Genomic DNA, 20,572 nt, shown 5'->3' with positions numbered 1-20,572 from the left:
GCTACGCCCGCTCGTCGAACTCGCCTACGAGCGCGCGGGCGAAATCGTGCGCGTCGAAGTCGCGCAGGTCGTCCAATCCCTCGCCCACGCCGATCTTGAGCACGGGAAGCCCCAGTTCGTGGGACACGGCCAGCGCGATGCCGCCCTTGGCGGTGCCGTCGAGCTTCGTGACGATGACGCCGTCCAAATCGAGCGCGCGGTCGAACTCGCGCGCCTGAGAAAGGCCGTTCTGGCCGGTGGTGGCATCGGTGACCAGCACGGTGTACACAGGCAGCTGCGAACGCTTGCGCACCACGTTCACCACTTTCTCCAGCTCGCGCATGAGGTCGGCCGACGTGTGAAGGCGCCCCGCCGTGTCGATGAGCACGAGGTCGGCGCCGCGGCTCTCGGCGCGCTCGATGGTGTCGTAGCACACGCTGGCCGGATCGCTGCCGCGCTCGCGGGTGACCACCTCGACGTTCGCGCGCTCCGCCCACACCTCCAGCTGCTCGATGGCCGCCGCGCGGAACGTGTCGGCGCTGCCGAGGATGACCGTGCGGCCTGCGTCGGTCGCCTCCTTCGCCAGCTTGCCCACCGTGGTGGTCTTGCCGGTACCGTTGATGCCCACGAACAGCACGAGCGCGGGCTGACCGCCCAGCACGTCCTCGCCGCCTTCCGTGAACGTGGAGGCGATCTGGTCGTTCAGCAGGTCGAGCACGGCGTAGGCGTCGGGCAGCGCCTTGCGCGTGGCCTGATCGCGCAGACCCTCCACGATCTCGGCGGCCGCGGCGCCCCCGACGTCGGCCAGGATGAGCGTCTCCTCGAGGCCGTCCCAGAACTCCTCGTCGAGATCGGGGCCGCGGTCGAGCAGGACGTTCATCTGCTCCTTGAACTTGTCGCGCGAGCGGGTAAGCCCCTCGCTGATCCTATCGAAAAATCCCATGTCGGGCTCCTTTCTTGGTCGCCTGAACAGTGTATCCCAAATAGGGCCGCGCGTCAGCGGCGCGGATCCTCCTCCTGCTCCCTGCGCATCTTGCGCAACGAGCGCGTATAGCCGACGAAGGGGAAGAACGAGAACACGAACCCGGCGGCGAACACCGCGCAGGCCGCGAGGCACGCCCACGACCCCGGCACGTTGCCTTGGGCGGAGAGCCGCGCCTGCAACGCGAAGAGCAGCGCCGCCGCCAGCGCGCAGACGAGCGCCGCCCAGCCCAAGCCCGCCCGGCTCGCGCCGATCGTCTCGGCCTGCGCGTCGTCGTCGGTGTACAGCGGGACGGCGCCGGCCTCGGCGCGCACGATCTGCCACGACGACCCCAGCGCCACGCTCTGCCAGCCGCCGATGCGGTACAGCTCCTGCGCCTCCGCCGAGAAGTCGCGCTGGAAGTCCACCGCGTAGTCGTAAGCATGGGGCTCGCCCGCCTCGAAGCGGTACAGGATCCCGCACGAGAACCCGCTCAGATGCCATCCCCGCGCGCTCATGTCCGCGAGCATCGCCATGTCGTGCTCCGGCATAATGGCCAACCCGCCGCACAACCGGTATCTAGCCATGGTTCTCCTCGCCCGCCTCTCCCAGCTGCGCCTCCGCGAAGGCGACCAGCCGCTTGCGCCGAACGAAATCGCGCTCGAGCACCGCGCGCCCCTCGTCGGTGGCCGCGTACAGGATGCGGCTCTCGTCCTCGGCGATCTCGACGATCCACCCCGCCGCCTTGAGCTTCTTGAGCGTCGTGTACATGGTGGCCGGCCCGATCTTCACCGCGCCGTCCGTGGACTCCTCGACGCCCTGCATGATCCGGTAGCCGTGCACCGGCTCGAGCGTAGCCAGCAGGATCAGGAAGATGCTGTCGGACAGCTCCCCCGTCTCGTACGGGCTCTTCTTCGCCATTTCGTTCCTCTCGTATATCCATGATGGATACTATGCTACAATGAGCCTGCTTGCAAGCGAACAATCTTCGATCTTCCCACTATACTCTATCTGGAAATGGAGCGTCCCATCATGGCTGAAGAGCGTTTGGAAGCGTCGGCTGCAAGCGAGCAGGCAGCAGGAAATTTCGCATCAGGAGAAAGCTCCCCTTGGGGCAAGGAGCGCGGCAACCGGGCGTTCCGGATCATCACGCTGATCGCCCTGCCCCTTCTGTGGATCGGGTTCTTCCACTCCCTTTTCACGGGCAACGAGGGCAACATGTCCAGCTATTCGCTCGTGATACTCATGTTCTCGCTGTTGAACGCGGACGTGCTGATCAAAGGCGAGAAGCTGTCTAACAAGGTGCTCGACGTGCTAGCGAAGACCAACTGCGTGCTGCTGTTCCTCTGGGCAGCCGCCACCATCGTCCACGTGCTAGTGAAGTAGCGATCCGCAACCGGAGGATGAGACACTTACCCCGCCCCTCCGTCTCATCCTCATCTCCTCCTCTCGCAGCCAGAAGCTCGAAACGTCACCGGTTCGGAACGCGTTCTACATGAAGGAAGGCCGGCGGGCGTGCCGCGCGCAGTTCCGCACGAGCCGAAACGCCCAGCGGGCGTTTCGTGCGAGCTCAGGACTGTTTGAGCACGGCATGCCCGCCGGCCTTCGCAACACGCAGGTCAAAAGCTATTCCGCGTGCCGCAGCGCGTTCTCGAGCTTCTGGCTGACTACCTTCGTCACGCCGTCCGCCTGCATGGACACGCCGAACAGCATATCGGCCATCTCCATGGTGCGCCGCTGGTGCGTGATCATGATGAGCTGCGTGGTGTCGCGAAGCGTGTCGAGGTACATCGTGAGACGGCGCAGGTTCGAGTCGTCGAGCGCGGCCTCCACCTCGTCGAGGATGTAGAACGGCGTCGTGCGGATGCGGTACACCGCGAACAGGAGCGCGAGCGCCGTGAGCGACTTCTCGCCGCCCGACATGAGCATCATCTTCGTGATGCGCTTGCCGCGAGGCTGCGCCGTCACCTCAACGCCCGTATTCTCCAAATCGTCGGGATCCACGAGCGTGAGCTCGGCCGAGCCGCCCGGGAACAGCACGGCGAATATCTCGCTGAAGTTCTTGTTCACCGCTTCGAAAGTGCGTACGAAGTCGTCCTTCATGCGCGCGTCGATGACGCGGACGATCTTGGCGAGCGAGCGGCGCGCGCCGTCCAGGTCCGAAAGCTGCGCGGCCAGGTAGTCGTAGCGCGTCTTGAGCTGCTCGTACTCCTCGGCGGCGTCCGGGTTGATGGTGCCCATGTTCGCGATGCGGCGTCGCAGCTTGAACGCCGCGTCCTCGGTGGCGCCGCGATCCTCCAACTCCGGAGTCTCGAGCGCGCGGTCGAGCGGAACCTTGCAGTCGTGGACGATGGCGTTCACCGCCGCGTCCACCTGCACTTCCAAGCGTCCCTTGTCCACGCGCGCGGCGGACAGGCGCGCGTTGGCGTCGTCGAAGGCGTCATGGGCGGCTCGCGCTCGGGCGCGCGCCTCGTTCACGGCGTTGTGCAGACCCGTCGAGGAATCTTGCGCAGCGGTGGCCGCCTCCTCGAGGTCGCGCGTCCAGCGACGGGCGCTGGCCACGAGCTCTTCGAACAGCGCGAGCAAGGGCTCGATGCGCCGCTGCGCCACCTGCTTCTTCACGAGGCTCTCGCGCGCCTCGGCGTCGCTCGACGCCACGGCCTCCAAATCGCGCGTGCGCGCGTCCACCACGCGGCTCGTGTACGTCTGCCGCTCGGAAAGCGTGGCGGCCTTGAGCTTGGCTTCGGACAGCGCGTCGCGCAGGCGCGCGGCCTCCTTGCGAAGCGGCACCACCGCCTCCTGCGCTTTCTCGTAGCGCGCGGCTGCCGACTCCAACTCCTGCTTGAGAGCGGCCAGCTTCTGCTCGAGCGCCTCCACCGAGGGGCGCGCTTGAGCCACGGTGCGCTCGGCCTCGCCGCGCTGGCGCTCGATGTCCTCGAACTCGCGGCGCACGGCCGCCAGCTTCTCTTCGGCGCGACGCGCCTCGGCGCGAGCCGAATCGGTCTTGCCGCGCAGCTCGGCCAGCTCCTGCGACAGGCGCAGGCTCTCGCCTTGCGCTGCGCGCAGGGCCTCCTCGGCTGCCGCCGCACGCTCCTCCGCGCTCGCCCGCTCGCTCTCCGCGGCGCGCAGCTGCGCGCGCAGCTCCTCCAGGCGGCGAGCGCGCGCGAGCACGCCTTCCTCGTCGTCAACCGCCGCGGCGCCCAAGGTCACCTTGCCGTTCGGCCACACGACGCATCCGCCGCGCGTCACGAAACGCACGCCTTCCGCCCCGCGCGCATGCGCGGCGAACGCCGCGTCGACGTCGTCGCATACCGCCACGTCTCCCAGCAGCGCTTCCACCGCCGCGGCGTCCTCGTCCGCGTACGCCAGCTCGTCGACGAGCGCGCGCCCGAGGCCGGCAGCGGCCGCCTCGCGCGCAGGGCACGCGCGGCGCGCCTCGCCCGCGCGCGGCACGAGCACCACCTCGCCCTGCTCGTCGCGCGCCGCCAGCGCCGCCGCCACGGCGTTCGCCCGCGCGGCGTCGTCCACCAACAGCGCCGACACGTCCGCCCCCAGCAGCCGCTCCACGAGCGCCTCGAAGCCCGCCGAGGCGCGCACGACGTGCGCGATGGGAGCAAGGTTCACGTCCAGGTCGACGGCATGATCCATAAGCCAAGCGCGCGCCGGGCCCGCGGCCGCGCTCGCGCGCTCGATCTCTTCGAGCCCCTTGATCTCGGATGCCAGAAGCGATGCCGCGTCGCGCGCCTCGTCCAGCGCGCCGCGCGCCGTCTCGCGCGCGCCCAGCGCCTCGCCCACGCGGGCGCGCGCGGCGCCCTCGGCCTCGACGAGCGCCTCGAGCGCCTGCCCGGCCTGCGTCGCGGCCTCCGCGAGCGACACGGCCTCCGTCTTCGCGCGCTCCAGCTGCAGCTCCAGCTCCTTGCCATGACCCTCGATCAGCTTCACATGCGCAAGGCCGCTGGTCAGCGCCTCCTGCGTTTCGGCCAGCTCGCGGCGCGCCTGCTCCTGCGCACGCTCGCCGTCGCGCTTCGCGCGCTCCAGCTCCTCGGCCTCGCGCTCGAGCGAGCGGCGCTTCTGCGCGTTTTCGGACTGCTCGGAGGCCAGGCGCGCCACGTTCGCATCGGCCTGCTCGCGGTCGCGCTGCACCTCGGCCAGCTGCTCGACGGCCTGCGCGCGATCGGCTTCGGCCTGCGCGCGCTTCGCAGCATTGGCCTCAAGCGTCACGCGCAGCTCGGCCTCGTAGCTCTGGGCGGCACGGCGCTTCTCGTGCAGCAGCAGCGTCGCACCGTCGAAACGCTCGACGGCCGAAGAGGCGCGGCGGTGCCGGCGGGCCAGCTCTCCCGCGTCCACGCTCTCGCGGCGGATCTTCTCCTGCAGCTCCTCGGCCGCGGCCTCGGCCTGGGCGATGGCGGCGCGCTTCTCCTCCAGCTCCGCTTCCAGCGCCCGCTCGCGCGCGAGCGCGTCGTCCCACCCGCGGCGCAGCGTGCGCAGGTCGTCCACTGCGAGGGACAGGCTCAGATCCGCCAGCTCGTCGGCCAGCCCCTGGTAGGTGCGGGCGCGCTTCGCCTTGCGCTCCAGCGGCCCCAGCTGACGCTCCACCTCGGCGGCCACGTCCTTCACGCGGGCCAGGTGCGCGTCCATGGCCGCCAGCTTGCGCTCGCTTTTCGCCTTGCGCTGCTTGTGCTTCAGCACGCCGGCGGCCTCCTCGATAAGAGCCCGGCGGTCCTCCGGCTTCGACTGCAGGATGGAGTCCAAGCTGCCCTGCGAGATGATAGAGTGCGTCCCCGTGCCCAGCCCCGAGTCGTGCAGGATGTCGAGCACGTCCATGCGGCGCGCCACCACGCCGTTGATCAAGTACTCGCTCTCGCCCGAGCGGTACATGCGCCTGGTGACGGCCACCTCGTCGAAGTCCACCGGCAGCGTGCCGTCCGAGTTGTCCAGCACGAGATCCACCTCCGCGATGCCCACGCTCTTGCGCGCAGACGATCCGGCGAAGATGACGTCCTCCATCGCCTGGCCGCGCAGGTGCTTCGCGTTGCGTTCGCCCAGCACCCACAGCACGGCGTCCGAGATGTTCGACTTGCCCGAGCCGTTCGGCCCCACCACGGCGATGATGCCCGGCTCGAGCGCCAGCACGCTGCGATCGGCGAACGATTTGAAACCCTTGAGGACCAGCGATTTCAGATACATGGAACGGCTACCCCTGCTTGCGCTGCTTCGCGCGCTCGCGCTCGGACTTCTTGCGGGCCTTCTCCTCGGCGCGCGCGGCAGCCTTCTCCGCCTTGGCCTGCTTGGCGGCCTCGGCCTTCTCGGCGCGGGCCTCGCCGTCCACTCCTAGGCCGAAGAATTCGCCCAGACGGGCGAGCGTGCTCTTGGCAGCCTGGCTCTCGGCTTCCTTCTTCGTACGGCCCGTGCCGCGGGCAAGCCCCTGGCTGCCGGCGAACACCTGAGCGACGAACGTGCGGTCGTGCGGCGGGCCTTGGGTCTCCACCAGTTTGTACGTGGGCGTGATGCCGTCTTCCTGCAGCTTCTCCTGCAGGGCGCTCTTGGGATTCTCGGGCTCGCGCGCCATGTCGGCCGACATGCGGGGGATCAACGTGGCGCGCACGAAACCCTCCGCAGCCTCGATGCCGCCGTCCAAGAACAACGCGGCCACCACGGCCTCGTACACGTTCTCCAGCGCGGAATGCAGCCCGCGCCGCCCCGTGCCCGTCTCGGAAGAGCCGAACACGATGACGTCGGCGAAGCCCAGTCGCTCGGCGACGTCGGAGAGGCTCGCGCCCGACACGAGCGCAACCTTGATGCGAGTCAGGCCGCCTTCGTCCAGATCATGGAACCGATCGAACGCGATGGTGGCCACGATGGCGCCCAGAATGCTGTCGCCCAGGAACTCGAGGCGTTCATAGGAGTACTTGACCGATTTGCCCTCGGTGGCGGAAGGATGCGTGATAGCCGAAAGCAGCAGCTGCTCGTCCGCGAAACGGTAGCCGAGGATCTCCTGCGCTACCGCCAGTTTTCTCTGCTGTTCATCGGTGAAGGTCATGGCATGCTCGGGCTTTCGTTCAGGCTGCTGACGAGGTGCAGGGGAAGGGCTCCACGATTGATCGGGCATGGCCTACTCGCCCTCCGTCGCTTCGGCGGCGCAGGGCGTTGCCACTGTTTGCGCGATTATATCAGATACGCCGGTTCGCGCGATGCGAGCCGTGGTCAGCACGCCGTTCTTCACCGCCAGCGCGTTGGACGAGCCGTGCCCCACCAGAAGCGCGCCCTTCACGCCCAGAAGAGGGGCGCCGCCGTACGTATCGGGGCTCACCTGCGCCATGAGCTGCTTCAAGCCTCCTTTTATGGCCAGAGCGCCCAGCTTCGTGAGCGGCGTGGACATCATGATGCTCTTGAGCGTCTTGAACAGGGTCTTCGACGTGCCCTCGATGGTCTTCAGGCATACGTTGCCCGTGAAGCCGTCGGTGATGATGACGTCGAAGTTCGCAGGAAGGATATCGGAGCCCTCCGCGTTGCCTGCGAAGTTCGACAGCCGCTCCCTCAGCAGGCCGTGCGCTTCTTGCGCGAACTGCGAGCCCTTCGTGTCCTCCTCGCCGATGTTGAGCAGCGCGGCGCGAGGATGCTCGATGCCGATAACCTTCTCCGCGTAGATCGACGCCATCTGGCCGAACTGTACGAGGTACTCGGGTTTGCAGTCGGCGTTCGCCCCGATGTCGCACATGACGACGGGTCGCACGGGCGACGGGATGACCGTGGCCAGCGCAGGGCGGGCGACGCCCTTGATGCGACCCATCACCAACGTGCCTGCGGCCAGGCAGGCACCGGTTGACCCGGCAGAGAAGAAGCCTTGCGCCGCGCCCTCCTTCACGAGGCGGCAGCCCACGACGATGGACGAGTCCTTCTTCTTGCGCACGGCGTTCGCCGGATGCTCCGCCATGGCGATGACCTCGCTGCATGCCTGCGGCGTGCAGCGCTCGTGGGCGGCGGCGAACGGCTCCACCACGTCGGCAGGCCCGCACAGGACGATCTCGAGGGCAGGGTCGGAGGCAAGCGCCTGGGCGACGCCGTCGAGCACCACGCCGGGAGCATCGTCGCCCCCCATGGCATCGACGGCAACAACGACCTTTTCGTCAGACATATCGAAAACCTCACTCTCGCGTATCGGTCAGCGAGAGGCTTTGAGGTACCTGATATTGCGCCAGCGCAGACGCGGCGCAGCGCCGACCCCTTCGAGGAAGCATGCTTCGATACGCGAAGAGGAAACGCGCAAGGGCAAGATCAGGTGCATCAAAGCCTCGCAGTGTCGAGCGGTTCCACCGTTCGCAGAACGGCGGAATGCAAGAAAAGCCTCCCGGCGCATCGCACGCGAAGCGCGATGTGCGAGGAGGCTTGTCAATGCGCGGCGGCAGAACGCGCGCGCATGAGCGGTACGCTACTCCGTCTCGATAACTTCGCGGTTCTTGTAGAAGCCGCAGTTCGGGCACACGCGATGCGGAAGCTTGACCTCGCCGCACTGCGGGCACACGGAACGCGAGGGCGCCGCGATCTTGTCGTTGGTGCTGCGACGGGCGTGGGTGCGGGCACGGCCCATTTTGCGCTTAGGTACTGCCATGATTCTCTATCTCCTTCTTTAAGCCGAGCGATCACGATCGCTCGTTCTCGCTTAAGTAAACACGCGAAACGGTATAGTACCAAACGAGAACCCGCGCCGCAAGCCCCGATCACCCGCAAAATCCAATCCGCACCCAGGTTTCACAAAACCGCGCCCTGCTCCACCGGGCCGAACTGCATTTCATAATAGTGGGCGTAGGTGCCGCCGAGGGCCAACAGTTGCTCGTGCGTGCCGCGCTCGGCCACGCGCCCGTCCTCCACCACCGCGATGAGGTCGGCGCCGCGTATGGTGGACAGGCGGTGCGCGATGACGAGCGTCGTGCGCCCGGCGGACAGCTCCTCGAGCGACTTCTGGATGGCCCGCTCGCTCTCGTTGTCCAGCGCGCTCGTGGCCTCGTCGAGGATGAGGATGCGCGGGTCCTTCAGGAACACGCGCGCGATGGCGATGCGCTGCTTCTGCCCGCCGGACAGGCGAGCCCCGCGCTCGCCCACGTAGGTGTCGTAGCCGTCGGACAGCCCGCGCACGAATGCGTCGATGTTGGCGCGCTTCGCCGCCTCCACGATCTCGGCCGTCGTGGCGTCGGGGCGCCCGTAGGCGATGTTGTCGCGGATGGTGCCGCCGAACAGGTACACGTCCTGCTGCACGATGCCGATGGCGTCGCGCAGCGACTCCACGGTGACGGCGCGGATATCGATGCCGTCGATCTCCACCGAGCCGCGCTCCGGATCGTAGAAGCGGGGCAAGAGCGAGCACGTGGTGGTCTTGCCGCCTCCCGACGGCCCCACGAGCGCCACCGTCGCGCCCGCCGGGATGGCCAGGTCCAGCCCGCGCAGCACCTCGTGGACGCCGTCGTAGCTGAAATGCACGTCGCGGTAGCGCACCTCGCCGGCCACGTGCCCATCCGGGCCGCCGCAGCGGGCGCGCTCGGCGGCGCCCAGGTCCACCGCGTCGGGCGCGTCGGCGATGTCGGGTCGCACGGCCAGCACCTCCATGAAGCGGCGGAACCCGGCGTAGCCCTTCTGGAACGTCTCGACGAAGTTGATGAGCTGCTCGATGGGCGAGATGAAGATGCCGATGTACAGCGCGTAGATGGCCAGATCCGACACCGCAAGGCCGCCCGTGGCCACGAAGTAGCCGCCGCCCACGATGGTAACCGTGTACAGCACGCCGATGAACAGCGAGTTCACCGCATGAAACGACCCCATGAACCTGTACGAGCTCTCCTTCGTGGCCACGAAGCGGGCGTTCGTGCGGTCGAACTTCTTGATCTCCACCGGCTCGTTGCCGAACGACTTCACCACGCGGATGCCGCCGAGCGAGTCCTGCAGGCGCGCGTTGATGTCGGCCATCTTCTTGCGGTTCTCGGTGAAGATGACGCGCTTCTGGTAGTTGCGCCAGAACGAGTACGCGGCCAGAAGCAGCGTCGCCACCAGCATGATGGCGGTCAGCGGCACGTTGATCAGGAACAGCAGCGCGAACGAGCCCACGATCTTGAGGATGCAGATGAACAGGTTCTCCGGCCCGTGATGGGCCAGCTCCGAGATGTCGAACAGGTCGGTGACCAGCTTGCTCATCATCTCGCCGGTGTTGTTGCGATCGTAATAGGAGAAGCTCAGGCGCTGGTACTGCTTGAACAGGTCCATACGCATGTCGGCCTCCATGCGCGCGCCCATGATGTGACCCCAGCTGGTGATGAAGTACTGGCAGGCCGTGCGCACGCCGTACAGCACGACGAACAAGAGCGCGATCCACCAAAGCGAGCCGATGATAGCCTCAGGCGAACTTTGGAAGAAGTCCTTCGTGAAGAAGCTCAGGAACTGGGGGAACGCCAAGTCGACGCAGGCCAGCACCGTCGCGCACACGAGATCGAACACGAACAGGAAGGTATAGGGTCTATAATAGCTCGCGAACTTCGCGAGCACCTGACGCGCCGAGACCGGGCTCGCGTCCGGGGCGGTCGAGGACGCGGCGCCTTGCGCAGGCGCCGCGCCGGCGGACGGCTCGGTTTCGCGCGAGCCCGCCTTCTGCTTGAGCTTTTTCAGGGTTTCCATGCCCCACATTGTACCGCTCCTTCGAGCCCCGAGCGCCTCGAATCGGCGCGGGGCCCGGCGCTTCACGGGCTTCGCGTAAACGCGGCGCCGCGGTTGCCGCTCGTTCTCGCGCATCCTCATCGATCCTCCTCGAGCGACGGCTCGTCGCGCCGCGCACGCCGGCGCACGCGCGCGAGCTCGCTTGCCGCGCCGCGGCCGAACACGCCCACGTCGTAGCTGCCGGCGTACGCCGCAGCCACCGCTATCAGCAGAAACGGAAGCGACGCCCAGCCGAATATCTCGGCGCCCATGAGCAGCGCCGTCAGCGGGCAGCGGCCGGCGGCCGCGAAGAACGCCGCCATGCCGAGCGCGGCCGAGAATCCCGCCGGCGCGCCCGTGGCCAGCCCCAGCGAGCAGCCCAGCAGCGCTCCGATGGAGAACATGGGCATGATCTCGCCGCCCTTGAAGCCGAAGCCGAGCACGAGCACGGTGAGCCCCGCCTTCACGGCGAAGTCGGCCGGAGCGGCGCTTCCCGCAAGCGCCCCGCGCAGAAGGCCCATGCCCGTGCCCTGGAACGCCTGCCAGCCGCATGCCAGCACGATACCCGCGAACGCAAGGCCGCCCACGGCCACCAGCGCGAACGGACGAGCCTTTGCCCGGCGGCGCCACGCGCGGCGCAGCGCGCGCAGACAGGCGGCGAACAGCGCGCCGCCCACGGCGCAGCACAGGCCCACCAGCAGGCAGTGCGCGGCGACGGCCCACGAAAGGCCGGGCAGCGCCACCCGCGGGATATGGTCGCCGATGCCGACGGCGCGGGCGATGGCGTAGGCGACGAGGGCGGCTGCCAGCATGGCGGGCGCATGCCGCAGCACCGCGCGGTCGAAGCGCACGAGCTCCAGCACGAACATGCACGACCCCAACGGGGCGAAGAACAGGGCGCTGAACGCCGCGGCCATGCCGATGGCGCCCGGATAGCCGTCGGAAGCGCCGTCGCGGCCGCGCGCGGGCGGCAGCTTGAACGCGCGGCCCAGCACGGAGCCCGTCGACGCGCCCATCTGCAGCGCGCCCGCCTCCATGCCGACCGAGCCGCCGCCCAGCAGCGTAAGGCAGCTGCCGCCCAGTATCCCGACCGTAAGGCTTCCCGGGACGCGACGGCCCGCGCGCAGCTCGTCGACGACGCCTTCGGTGGTCAGGGCCGCGGGCAGGCGCAGCAGACGATACAGCCCCACGGACAGCGCGCCGAGGACCGGCAGCGCCAGCAGCAGCCAGGGAAAACGGGCCGGAAGGCTTTGCGCGAACCCCGTGGACAGAGTGAGCACGATGGACGAGGGGCGCCCGCTGCGCCCGCAACGAGGACGAACGACGCGCGCCGCGAGAGCCGCCCGAGGGCCGTACGGCCGTCGCGCGAAGGTCCCTCCCGCCGATCGTTGCGTGCATCCACGCGCGCCTCGCCTCCCGTCATGCTCCGAATGCTTGCACATCCGCTCCATGGTACGGAGCCGTCGTGTGGAAGGACGGGCGCGGCGGGAGGAGGTTGCCGCACCGTCGCGCTCCGTTAGCCGCTGCGTTGCCGGCGCGCCGCGGCGGGTCGGGAAGCGCATCTTCGCCCGAAAAACACGCCTCAGCGTCTGGAGCGTGTTTTCGGAGCGAAGATGCGTTATCGGGAGCGTCGGAAGCAGGCGTCAGCGCACTTCCGCGCGGCGCGTCAGCAGGTAGGCGGCGAGCGCCGACAGCACGGCGACGACGGCGAACAGCACGATGGGGTTCGCCAGGACGATCCCCTGAGCCGTGAACCCGAGCGCAGGGAGAAGAACCGCCCCTGCAGCGTCGGCCGCGCCCGGCACCACCTGGAAGACGGTGGGCACCAGCACGAACGCCAGGAGGCCGAACGCCAGAAGCCCCAGCAAGAACGGAGCCTTCCCCACGCGTCCGTGCAGCACCACCAGCGCGTAGGACAGAAACACGATGGCCAGGTTGAACGCGAGCGTCCAGGCGAAGCCGAGAAGCCCCGGCCCGTAGCCCTCGCCGTACAGCGCGACTATCGACTGCTCGCCCCACAGGGGCAGCACCGCCAAAAGCAGCTGGTCGACCAGGGCGAAGACGAGCGCCACCACGCCGAACGACAGCGCGGTGCTCAGATACGCCTGGGCGCGGGTCACGCCGCATTGCAGCGCGAACTTGAAGTCGATGGAATACGATATGCCGCCGCACAGACCCAGAAACACGCACATCCACAGGTACATGCCCTTGAACGGCGTGCCCCCTTCGCCGGCGAATGCGATGATCGCCCACCCGAGCCCGAAGCAGACCGCGAACACGATGAAGAACACGCTCATCGAGAACAGGATGTCGGCCATCTGATAGCGGACGATCGCCTTGAACTTCCTCATCGCGCTTCCTCCTTCTCGGTCAGTTTCACGAACAGCTTCTGCAGGTTGAGCGGCGCGACGTCCAGCCGCTCGTTCAGGCGCGCCGCGTCGGGCTTGCCCTGCACGTACGCCACGCTCAAGCCGCCCAGCTCCTCCACGTCGAGCACCTCCATCCCCGCGCAGTAGGCGGCCACGTCCGCCGTGCGCCCCGACACGCTGTAGCCGCTCGCGCGCAGCTCCTCGGCCGACGAGGCCAGCAGCACCCGTCCGCGGTCGACGATGGTCACCTGCTCCACGAGGTTCGCCACCTCCTCGATGAGGTGCGTGGCGATGATCACCGTGCGCTGCTTCTCCAGGTAATCGTCCAGCAGCAGCTTGTAGAACAGCTCGCGATGATTGGCGTCCAAGCCCAGCACCGGCTCGTCGAGCAGCAGGTAGTCCACGTCCAGCGACAGCCCGACGACCAGCTGGTAGATGGAGCGGTAGCCCGTGGACAGCGATCCGATCTTCTTGCGCAGGTCCAGCCCGAACGCCTCGGCAAAGCCCGCAGCGGCCGTCCGGTCGAATCCCTCGTAGAAGCGCCCCATCTCCTTGAACAGGTTGTCGAGGCGCAGGTTCTCGGGATACATCTTCTTGTCGTTCATGCAGTACAGCTTGGCCAAGGCTCGCGCGTTGTCGGCGGCGGGCTCGCCGTCCACGAAGATGCGGCCGCTCGTGGGAACCAGGCGGTTCGCGATGAGGCCGAGCAGCGTCGACTTTCCCGCCCCGTTGCGTCCGAGCAGCGCATGGATCTTCCCGTGCTCGAAGGACAGCGACACGTCGTCGAGCGCCTTCGCCTTGCCGAACGACTTCGACACATGGTCGACGCGTATCTCACGCATGGTCGTATCCTTTCTCCACCAGGTCGACGACCTGCTGTTTCGTCAGGCCGAGCTTCTTCGCCTCGGCGACAAGCGCTTGCACGAACCGCTCGTCGAACGCGTTTCGGCGCTTGGCGCGCACCTTCTCGCCGGCTCCCGTCTGCACGTACATGCCCATCCCCCTTCTCTTGTAGATGATGCCCTCGTCCACGAGGATGTTCATGCCTTTGAGGACGGTGTGCGGATTGATGCCCAAAAGCGCGGACAGCTCGTTGGTCGACGGGATGCGGTCTCCCTCGGCGTACGAGCCGGTGAAGATATCCTCCTCGATACCCTCGGCGATCTGGACGAACAAGGGGACGTCGCTTCCCGGGTCGATGTTCATGCGGCGCGCCTCCTCTCTGCTAGTTAGTTACTTGAGTAACTAACTAGCATTCTAGAGAGCGCACGACGGGTTGTCAAGGAGAGAAAAAAAAAGAACGCCCGCCGTGAAGGGCGGGCGTTCGGTCGTGCGAAGCTAGTTCTGCGGCTCGTCGAAGGGAAAGTCCTTGAGCGCGGCGAAGGGGTTCGGCGGCATGTCGTCATCGTCGTCTGCGGCGGGCTCGCAGCCGCAGGGACCCTCGTTCAGGTTCGCGCCGCACTGGGGGCAGAGGCCCTTGCACTCCTCGTCGCACAACGGGATCAGAGGAAACTCCAGCAGCAGCGCCGCGGTGATGAGCGGTTCCAGGTCAATGACTTTGTCGGCGGGCAGCACGTCGAACTCGTCCTCGTCCATATCCTCGGGCGCAGCCTTCGTCTCGTCGAGCAGAAAATAGCCTTCGATCTCGCCCGTCACCGGGAACGAAACCTCGTCGAGGCAGCGCGCGCAAGCCGTTTTGGCCTCGCCTTCAACCGTGCCGGTGACCAGGAGCGCGTCGCCGGTGTTGGAGATGTCCGCTTGCCAGGCAAGCGGCCCCGCGAAATCGTACAGATCCGGGCCGGCCTTCATAACGGGGATGGCGATCGAGCCTTCAAAATGAGAACTCTCCGCCGGAGCGAAGAGCTCGTGGGGTACCTGGATGCGGAGCGCGTCCATTTAGCGCCCCGAGGCCAAAGAATTGGCGTTCAAGCGATCACGGCAGCGCCGCACGTTGTTGAGCAGCGTATCGAGGCTCTGCTCGACATGGCCGAACACCTCGTCGGCGTAGTCCTCGGCGCCGGCACGGGTCTGGCGCTCCAGCTCGCGGGCGTCGGAGAGCACCTGGTCGGCCTGCTGCTGGGAGATGCGGACGATCTCCTGCTCGCTGGCGATGGTCATGGCCTGGCTGCGTGCATCCTCGATCATGCGGTTGGCCTCGGCCTCGGCATCGTCGAGCAAGCTCTGGCGCTCGCGAACGATCTGACGGGCCTGAGCGAACTCGCTGGGGAACGTGTCGCGGATCTCATCCATGATCTCGAACGCCGCGGCGATGTCGACCTGGCGCATGTTGCCCTTGCCGAAAACCGGCTTAGAGTCCTCAAGCAGAATCGAGAGCTCTTCCAACAGCCCCAAGACTCCTGTTTCGTCCATGATTGTCCTTCCACCCAGGCGTGCTGCGTTTCATCTGCATTGGCGCGCACGGGTATCCTCGCGTGCATGCGTCGCAATATTCTAGCATGTCTGTTGGGAAAGCCAACCTCCAATGCACAAAGCGCGCACATTTTACCCGGTCGGAACCGCGCCGACGCGAAACCGTGACCTGCTAACGGGCAGTTTCTACGCGTCGCCGAACTTCTTCAGCAACGCCTCGTTCACGCATGCGGGAACGAACTGCGCCACGTCGCCGTGCAGGCTCGCGATCTCGCGCACGATAGACGACGACAGATACATGTACTGCGGCGGCGACATGATGAACAACGTCTCCAGCTCCTGGTTCAGCTGGTAGTTGAGCGCGGTCATTTGAAACTCGTACTCGAAGTCGGTGATTGCGCGCAGGCCCTTGATGACCACGGTGGCGTCGAGCTTCGCCGCAAGGTCGACGAGCAGCTCGTCGAACGGTTCGACGCGGACGTTGGGCAGATGGCTCGTCGCCCGACGTACCAGCTCGGCACGTTCTTCGAGGGAGAACAGGGGCTTCTTCTTCGGCGAGGCCGCCACGGCGACGACGACCTCGTCCACCAGCTGCGCTGCTCGGGTGATGACATCGAGGTGTCCGCTCGTGATAGGATCGAACGTTCCGGGCGTCAGTGCACGTTTCATGTAAGGCTTTCCGTTCCTTCTTGGTTTCAGTCGATCGCATCGTGCAGCGCTGTAGCGCGCAGCACGTCCACGACAGTATCCCCGTACTTCTTGCGCTGCGCAATAGACAAATCGCGCGCTTTTGCCGCTTCCTCCACCTCGTCGTTCGCCGCCGAGGCATGCTCGTACACCACGATGGCATCGTCGGACAGCGCCGCGCGCGTGCGCAACGCGACGACGAGCCCGAGCACCTCGGCGGCGGCGCATGCGTACGGCGGGTCGAGGAACACGAGGTCGAACGGTGGACGCGCGTAGGGCACGTCCTTCAGCACGTCGCCCTTGCGCACGCGCGCGCGGCGCGCGTCGAGCCCGAGCAGCCTCACGTTCGCGTTGAGCGCCCGCAGCGCCTCGCCCCCGCGCTCGCAGAACTGGACGCTGCGCGCCCCGCGGCTGAGCGCCTCCAGGCCGAGCGCGCCCGACCCTGCGAACGCGTCGAGCACCACCGCGTCGTCGAATCCGCCGCGCGCGCTGTGCACCGTGCTCATCATGGCCTCGCGCACGCGGTCGGTGGTGGGGCGGGTGCCCTCCCCCTTCGGCGCCTTGAGCGTGCGCCCGCGAAACTCGCCTGCGATGATCCTCATTGCGTATCAGCCTCCTTGCGCCACGTGGTCGTTGGCGTACACGATGCGCACCTCGCGCGCAAGCGCGCGGTGCGCGGGCAGTTCCAGGTTCGGATCCTCTTCCAGGATGGCCGCCGCGTCGGCGTGCGCGGCCTCGATCACCGCGCCGTCGCGCATGACGTTCACCAGCTTGAGGCCCGACGCGCCGTGCTGCCGGTTGCCCAGGATATCGCCCTCGCGGCGCAGCGACAAGTCGTAGCTGGCCAGCTCGAAGCCGTCGTCGGTGTCGACCATCGCGGACAGGCGCGTAAGGGCGGCGTCGGACTTCGAGGCCGACACGAGATGCACCTCGGCGGCTTTCTCGCCGCGGCCGACGCGGCCGCGCAGCTGGTGCAGCTGCGACAATCCGAAGCGGTCGGCGTCTTCAACGATCATGACCGTGGCGTTGGGCACGTCCACACCCACCTCGATAACCGTCGTGGCCACGAGCACTTGCGTCTCGTTGTCGCGGAAGCGCTGCATGACGGCCTGCTTCTCGGAAGCGGGCATGCGCCCGTGCAAAAGCTCGACCCGATAATCGGCGAACACGGTTCCCTGCAAGTAGGACGCCTCTTTCGCGGCGGCCGCCACGTCGTCGCCCTCCAGGTCGTCATCGGTCTCGATGCTGATGGCGGCGTACTCGTAGGCCTCCTCGTCCGCCTCGCGCCGCCGTCCGCCGCTTCCGCCGTCCGCCGCCTTCGCGTCGCGCTCGCCGCTATCCTGGCCGATGAGGGGGCACACCACGTACACCTGCTCGCCGCGCGCGAGCGCCGCGCGGGCGGCGTCGTAGGCATGGCCGCGGTCGGCCTTCTGATGCACGAACGTGGCGCGCTGCGCCGCGTCGTGCGGTCGGTGCTTGAGGTAGGACAAGGTCAGGTTGCCGAACAGCGCCAGCGCCAGCGAGCGCGGGATGGGCGTGGCCGTGAGGTACAGCGCGTCGGGCGCATCGCCCTTCGCCAGCAGCTTGGCGCGCTGCTCCACGCCGAAGCGCTGCTGCTCGTCGATGACCACGAGGCTGAGCCGCCTGGGCGCCACATCGTCCTCGAGCAGCGCGTGCGTGCCGATGAGCACGTCCACCGAGCCCTCCGCCACGCGCGCGAGGACGGCCTCGCGTTCGGCCGAGGGCGTGGAGCCGGTCAGCACCGCCCAGGAGATGCCGGCGGCATCGAACAGCGGCCCCAGACTCTTGCCGTGCTGGCGCGCGAGCACCTCGGTGGGAGCCATGAGCAGAGCCTGCGCACCCGTGTCCGCGGCCGCCGCGAGCGCGAAGGCGGCGACGACGGTCTTGCCGGTGCCCACGTCGCCCAGCAGCAGGTGGTTCGCCGTTTGCGGCGCAGCGAGGGCGGCGAGGATGTCGCGCTTGGCCTCCTCCTGCTCGTCGGTAAGCCGGAAGGGCACCGCCTCGGCGAGCGCCGCCATGCGCGGCCCGTCCACCGCGTGGACGACCGGTTCGCACCCGTCCGTGCGCTCGCGCGACTCGCGCATGAGCATCAGCTCGAGCAGCAGCAGCTCCTCGTACACGAGGCGGCGGCGCGCCTCGGCCACTTCGTCCATCGCATGCGGGAAGTGGATGCACGACAGCGCCGCGCCGCGGCTCATCAGGCGGTACTTCGCACGCAGCTCGAGCGGCAGCGGATCATGCAGCCCGCATACGGCCTCCAACGCGTTTCCCACGAGCCGTCGCATCCACGCAGCGGATATCTTCTCGCAAGCGGGATGCACGGGGATGATCATGCCCTCGGCCGCCCCTTCGCCGTCGAGGACTTCCAGATACGGGTTCGTCATGCGCTTGAAGCCGTAGTTGAATTCCAGCTTGCCCGCCACCGCGATGCGCATGCCGGGCTTCACCTGGTCCATGAGCCATGGCTGACGAAAGCACGTCACCATGAGCACGCCCGTGCCGTCCACGAGCGACAGCTCAACGAGCGTGAGGCGCGGCTTGGGCTTCTTGAGCTTGATCTCGTGCACCGCGCCTTCGACGGTGCACTGCTCGCCGATGACCCCAGCGGCCACGGTTGCCTTGCGCGAGAGGTCGATGTAGCGCCGCGGGAAGTGCGTGGCCAGGTCGCGCACCGTGCGGATGCCGAGCCCGTCGAGCGCGCGAGCGCGCGCCGGGCTCACCAAACGAACGCGCCCGACCGATTCGTCGAGCGCGAGCGTTGCTGCAAGTCTGTCGGGCCGGTCGTTATTCAACGGACATGACCACCGGGTACAAGGGCTGGTCGCCGCGGTGGGCGTCGATCTCGAGGTCGTCGTAGGCATCCTCGATGCGCGCGATCAGCGCGTCGAAGGCGTCATCCCCCATATCCTCGCCCGCCAGGATGGTGAGCGTGTCGGCGTCTTCGGCCTCCATCGTGCCGAGCAGCGCCATGACCACGTCCTCGGTCGTGGAGCCCACGGCCTCGATGGCCCCGTCGGCGATGCCGATGACGTCGCCCTCCTTGATGGGGTTGTCGTGCGCGTCCTTGGAATCCTTGATTGCCACGGTCACCTCGCCGGTCTTCACGTCGGCGTAGGCCTCGGTCATCGACTCGACGTTCTCTTCGAGGCTGGCGCCCTCGTCGAAACCGAACAGGGCGGCGAACGCCTCGGGCACGCTTCTCGTGGGAACCACGGCGCACGGCGTCTCGGCCAGCTCGCAGGCGCTCTGGGCGGCCATGATGATGTTCTTGTTGTTGGGCAGGATGATGACGGCGTCGGCGTTCACCTGACCCGCCGCATCAAGCAGGTCCTTCGTGGACGGGTTCATGGTCTGCCCGCCGGACACCACCACGTCCACGCCCAGGCTCTTGAGGATCTTCGCGTTGCCCTCGCCCGCGGCCACGGCCACGAATCCGAGCGGCTTGGGCGCCTCCCCCTGCTCGGCGGCCAGCGCGTCGGTGCGCGCGGCGCTCTGCTGCTGCATGTTGTGGATGTGCACCTCGGAGATCTGCGCATCGTGCGTGAGGAACCAGCCCAGCACCTGGTCGGGGCGGTTCGAGTGCACGTGCACCTTGAAGTTGGGGTGCATGCCCACCATGAGGTCGCAGTCGCCCATCGTGGGCAGGAAGTCCTTGGCCGCGTCCACGTCCACCGTGTCGGAATGCACGAGGAACTCGGTGCAGTAGCGGTACGCCGACCCCTCCCAGTCGTTGATCTGCTCGATCTCCACCTTCGGCGCCGTGCCGCGCGCGAACGCCAGCTCGTCCACCATGGGGCCTTCCTTGCCCAGCAGCGCTGAGACGAACGCGTCGAAGAAGATGGCCAGGCCGAAGCCGCCCGCGTCCACCACGCCATTCTCCTTGAGCACGGGCAGCAGGTCGGGCGTGCGCTGCACGGAGGCGTAGGCCTCCTCCACCACGTAGGCCAGCGCCTCGTCGCAGCCCATCTTCTTCTTACGGGCGTGCTTCGCGGCGGCGGCGCTGTCGCGCAGCACGGTGAGGATGGTGCCCTCGACCGGCTTGCGGACGGCCTGGAACGCCACTTCCTGCGATTTCGCGAACGCCGCGTCGATGCTGTCGGCGTTCAGCTCGTCATGGCCTACGCTGCCCTCGCACAGGCCGCGCAAAATTTGCGAGGTAATGACACCGGAGTTTCCGCGTGCGCCCATGAGCGCGCCGGTCGTGATCGCCTTGCGAATTTCCGCGCCGGCCGCCCCGATGGGCAGGTTGGCCAGGTTCTCGACGACCGTCTCCAGCGTCAGCGACATGTTCGTGCCCGTGTCGCCGTCGGGCACCGGGAACACGTTCAGACGGTTGATCTCGTCCTTGCGCTCGCTCAGGGTCTTGCTCGCGACGGCGATGGCGTTGAGCAGGTCGTTCGCGGTATAGGGTTCTGGCATGCTGATCTATTCTCCTTAAACGTTATGCCGCAGAGCGCCTTCGCCCCTCTCTCCGGGCGGGCAGCGGCTCATCATGGCAGGGAGGACG

19 protein-coding genes are annotated in these 20,572 nt (G+C 67.5%); 1 reads left to right on the top strand and 18 read right to left on the bottom strand.

The features are described from left to right. Window position 1: 1 nt before the first annotated feature. Genes ftsY through ELEN_RS06845 form a run of 3 tightly spaced genes read right to left on the bottom strand, consistent with a single transcriptional unit; the run spans window position 2 to window position 1,861 of the window. Window positions 2-922: a signal recognition particle-docking protein FtsY gene (gene ftsY, locus ELEN_RS06855; RefSeq protein WP_009304497.1), complete on the bottom strand. Its 921-nt coding sequence runs from the start codon at window positions 920-922 to the stop codon at window positions 2-4. Window positions 923-975: 53 nt separating this feature from the next. Continuing rightward, window positions 976-1,527 carry a DUF2812 domain-containing protein gene (locus tag ELEN_RS06850; protein WP_009304498.1) on the bottom strand — a complete coding sequence of 184 codons (552 nt, stop codon included), beginning with the start codon at window positions 1,525-1,527 and terminating at the stop codon, window positions 976-978. Then, complete coding sequence (locus ELEN_RS06845; protein WP_009304499.1) at window positions 1,520-1,861, bottom strand: PadR family transcriptional regulator; 342 nt, start codon at window positions 1,859-1,861, stop codon at window positions 1,520-1,522. The genes ELEN_RS06850 and ELEN_RS06845 overlap by 8 nt, the downstream gene beginning before the upstream one ends. A 111-nt stretch (window positions 1,862-1,972) precedes the next feature. Here ELEN_RS06845 and ELEN_RS06840 point away from each other — a divergent pair, with 111 nt between their 5' ends. Then, complete coding sequence (locus ELEN_RS06840; RefSeq protein ID WP_009609139.1) at window positions 1,973-2,326, top strand: hypothetical protein; 354 nt, start codon at window positions 1,973-1,975, stop codon at window positions 2,324-2,326. A 240-nt stretch (window positions 2,327-2,566) separates the two neighbouring features. Here ELEN_RS06840 and smc read toward each other — a convergent pair whose 3' ends face one another. The 15 genes from smc to ELEN_RS06765 form a co-directional block, all read right to left on the bottom strand. Further along, window positions 2,567-6,127 carry a chromosome segregation protein SMC gene (gene smc / locus ELEN_RS06835; protein ID WP_015760542.1) on the bottom strand — a complete coding sequence of 1,187 codons (3,561 nt, stop codon included), beginning with the start codon at window positions 6,125-6,127 and terminating at the stop codon, window positions 2,567-2,569. A 7-nt stretch (window positions 6,128-6,134) separates the two neighbouring features. Then, window positions 6,135-6,980 carry a ribonuclease III gene (rnc, locus tag ELEN_RS06830; RefSeq protein ID WP_009304503.1) on the bottom strand — a complete coding sequence of 282 codons (846 nt, stop codon included), beginning with the start codon at window positions 6,978-6,980 and terminating at the stop codon, window positions 6,135-6,137. A gap of 72 nt (window positions 6,981-7,052) precedes the next feature. After that, window positions 7,053-8,075 (bottom strand): phosphate acyltransferase PlsX, encoded by a 1,023-nt coding sequence (gene plsX / locus ELEN_RS06825; RefSeq protein WP_009608356.1) that lies wholly within the window; start codon window positions 8,073-8,075, stop codon window positions 7,053-7,055. Window positions 8,076-8,369: 294 nt separating this feature from the next. After that, window positions 8,370-8,549 carry a 50S ribosomal protein L32 gene (gene rpmF, locus ELEN_RS06820; RefSeq protein ID WP_009304505.1) on the bottom strand — a complete coding sequence of 60 codons (180 nt, stop codon included), beginning with the start codon at window positions 8,547-8,549 and terminating at the stop codon, window positions 8,370-8,372. A 140-nt stretch (window positions 8,550-8,689) separates the two neighbouring features. After that, complete coding sequence (locus ELEN_RS06815; protein WP_015760541.1) at window positions 8,690-10,600, bottom strand: ABC transporter ATP-binding protein; 1,911 nt, start codon at window positions 10,598-10,600, stop codon at window positions 8,690-8,692. Between the two features lie 116 nt (window positions 10,601-10,716). Then, window positions 10,717-11,898 carry a chloride channel protein gene (locus tag ELEN_RS06810; protein ID WP_009608393.1) on the bottom strand — a complete coding sequence of 394 codons (1,182 nt, stop codon included), beginning with the start codon at window positions 11,896-11,898 and terminating at the stop codon, window positions 10,717-10,719. Window positions 11,899-12,261: 363 nt separating this feature from the next. Beyond that, entirely contained in the window at window positions 12,262-12,969 is a 708-nt protein-coding gene (locus tag ELEN_RS06805; protein ID WP_009304509.1) for a hypothetical protein, read from the bottom strand. Continuing rightward, window positions 12,966-13,829, bottom strand: a complete 864-nt coding sequence (locus ELEN_RS06800) for an ATP-binding cassette domain-containing protein (protein ID WP_009304510.1) — start codon at window positions 13,827-13,829, stop codon at window positions 12,966-12,968. Before ELEN_RS06800 ends, ELEN_RS06805 begins: the two co-directional genes overlap by 4 nt. Then, window positions 13,822-14,193, bottom strand: a complete 372-nt coding sequence (locus ELEN_RS06795; protein ID WP_009304511.1) for a GntR family transcriptional regulator — start codon at window positions 14,191-14,193, stop codon at window positions 13,822-13,824. The genes ELEN_RS06800 and ELEN_RS06795 overlap by 8 nt, the downstream gene beginning before the upstream one ends. Window positions 14,194-14,325: 132 nt before the next feature. After that, a complete protein-coding gene (locus ELEN_RS06790; RefSeq protein ID WP_015760540.1) occupies window positions 14,326-14,883 on the bottom strand; it encodes a YceD family protein in 558 nt (185 codons plus the stop codon). Further along, window positions 14,884-15,357 carry an ATP synthase subunit B family protein gene (locus ELEN_RS06785; RefSeq protein WP_009304513.1) on the bottom strand — a complete coding sequence of 158 codons (474 nt, stop codon included), beginning with the start codon at window positions 15,355-15,357 and terminating at the stop codon, window positions 14,884-14,886. Between the two features lie 186 nt (window positions 15,358-15,543). Next, a complete protein-coding gene (coaD, locus tag ELEN_RS06780; protein WP_009304514.1) occupies window positions 15,544-16,026 on the bottom strand; it encodes a pantetheine-phosphate adenylyltransferase in 483 nt (160 codons plus the stop codon). A 26-nt stretch (window positions 16,027-16,052) separates the two neighbouring features. After that, window positions 16,053-16,646 (bottom strand): 16S rRNA (guanine(966)-N(2))-methyltransferase RsmD, encoded by a 594-nt coding sequence (gene rsmD / locus ELEN_RS06775; protein WP_009608378.1) that lies wholly within the window; start codon window positions 16,644-16,646, stop codon window positions 16,053-16,055. A 6-nt stretch (window positions 16,647-16,652) separates the two neighbouring features. After that, on the bottom strand, window positions 16,653-18,857 hold the full coding sequence (locus ELEN_RS06770) for an ATP-dependent DNA helicase RecG (protein ID WP_009304517.1): 2,205 nt from the start codon (window positions 18,855-18,857) through the stop codon (window positions 16,653-16,655). Next, window positions 18,850-20,484, bottom strand: a complete 1,635-nt coding sequence (locus tag ELEN_RS06765) for a DAK2 domain-containing protein (protein ID WP_009304518.1) — start codon at window positions 20,482-20,484, stop codon at window positions 18,850-18,852. Before ELEN_RS06765 ends, ELEN_RS06770 begins: the two co-directional genes overlap by 8 nt. Window positions 20,485-20,572: the final 88 nt, after the last annotated feature.

Origin of the sequence: Eggerthella lenta DSM 2243, assembly GCF_000024265.1 — a bacterium.
In the GTDB taxonomy this organism is placed as follows: Bacteria; Actinomycetota; Coriobacteriia; order Coriobacteriales; family Eggerthellaceae; genus Eggerthella; species Eggerthella lenta.
The sequence above is the reverse complement of the archived record's forward strand: the minus strand, read 5'-3'. Positions and strand labels throughout refer to the sequence as shown.

Coding starts and splice junctions, on each gene's coding strand:
- rpmF (WP_009304505.1), bottom strand. CDS start 8,549: ATGGCAGTACCTAAGCGCAAAATGGGCCGTGCCCGCACCCACGCCCGT.
- ELEN_RS06790 (WP_015760540.1), bottom strand. CDS start 14,883: ATGGACGCGCTCCGCATCCAGGTACCCCACGAGCTCTTCGCTCCGGCG.
- coaD (WP_009304514.1), bottom strand. CDS start 16,026: ATGAAACGTGCACTGACGCCCGGAACGTTCGATCCTATCACGAGCGGA.
- rsmD (WP_009608378.1), bottom strand. CDS start 16,646: ATGAGGATCATCGCAGGCGAGTTTCGCGGGCGCACGCTCAAGGCGCCG.
- ELEN_RS06795 (WP_009304511.1), bottom strand. CDS start 14,193: ATGAACATCGACCCGGGAAGCGACGTCCCCTTGTTCGTCCAGATCGCC.
- ELEN_RS06845 (WP_009304499.1), bottom strand. CDS start 1,861: ATGGCGAAGAAGAGCCCGTACGAGACGGGGGAGCTGTCCGACAGCATC.
- ELEN_RS06800 (WP_009304510.1), bottom strand. CDS start 13,829: ATGCGTGAGATACGCGTCGACCATGTGTCGAAGTCGTTCGGCAAGGCG.
- plsX (WP_009608356.1), bottom strand. CDS start 8,075: ATGTCTGACGAAAAGGTCGTTGTTGCCGTCGATGCCATGGGGGGCGAC.
- ELEN_RS06815 (WP_015760541.1), bottom strand. CDS start 10,600: ATGGAAACCCTGAAAAAGCTCAAGCAGAAGGCGGGCTCGCGCGAAACC.
- ELEN_RS06785 (WP_009304513.1), bottom strand. CDS start 15,357: ATGGACGAAACAGGAGTCTTGGGGCTGTTGGAAGAGCTCTCGATTCTG.
- ELEN_RS06805 (WP_009304509.1), bottom strand. CDS start 12,969: ATGAGGAAGTTCAAGGCGATCGTCCGCTATCAGATGGCCGACATCCTG.
- ELEN_RS06765 (WP_009304518.1), bottom strand. CDS start 20,484: ATGCCAGAACCCTATACCGCGAACGACCTGCTCAACGCCATCGCCGTC.
- rnc (WP_009304503.1), bottom strand. CDS start 6,980: ATGACCTTCACCGATGAACAGCAGAGAAAACTGGCGGTAGCGCAGGAG.
- ftsY (WP_009304497.1), bottom strand. CDS start 922: ATGGGATTTTTCGATAGGATCAGCGAGGGGCTTACCCGCTCGCGCGAC.
- smc (WP_015760542.1), bottom strand. CDS start 6,127: ATGTATCTGAAATCGCTGGTCCTCAAGGGTTTCAAATCGTTCGCCGAT.
- ELEN_RS06840 (WP_009609139.1), top strand. CDS start 1,973: ATGGCTGAAGAGCGTTTGGAAGCGTCGGCTGCAAGCGAGCAGGCAGCA.
- ELEN_RS06850 (WP_009304498.1), bottom strand. CDS start 1,527: ATGGCTAGATACCGGTTGTGCGGCGGGTTGGCCATTATGCCGGAGCAC.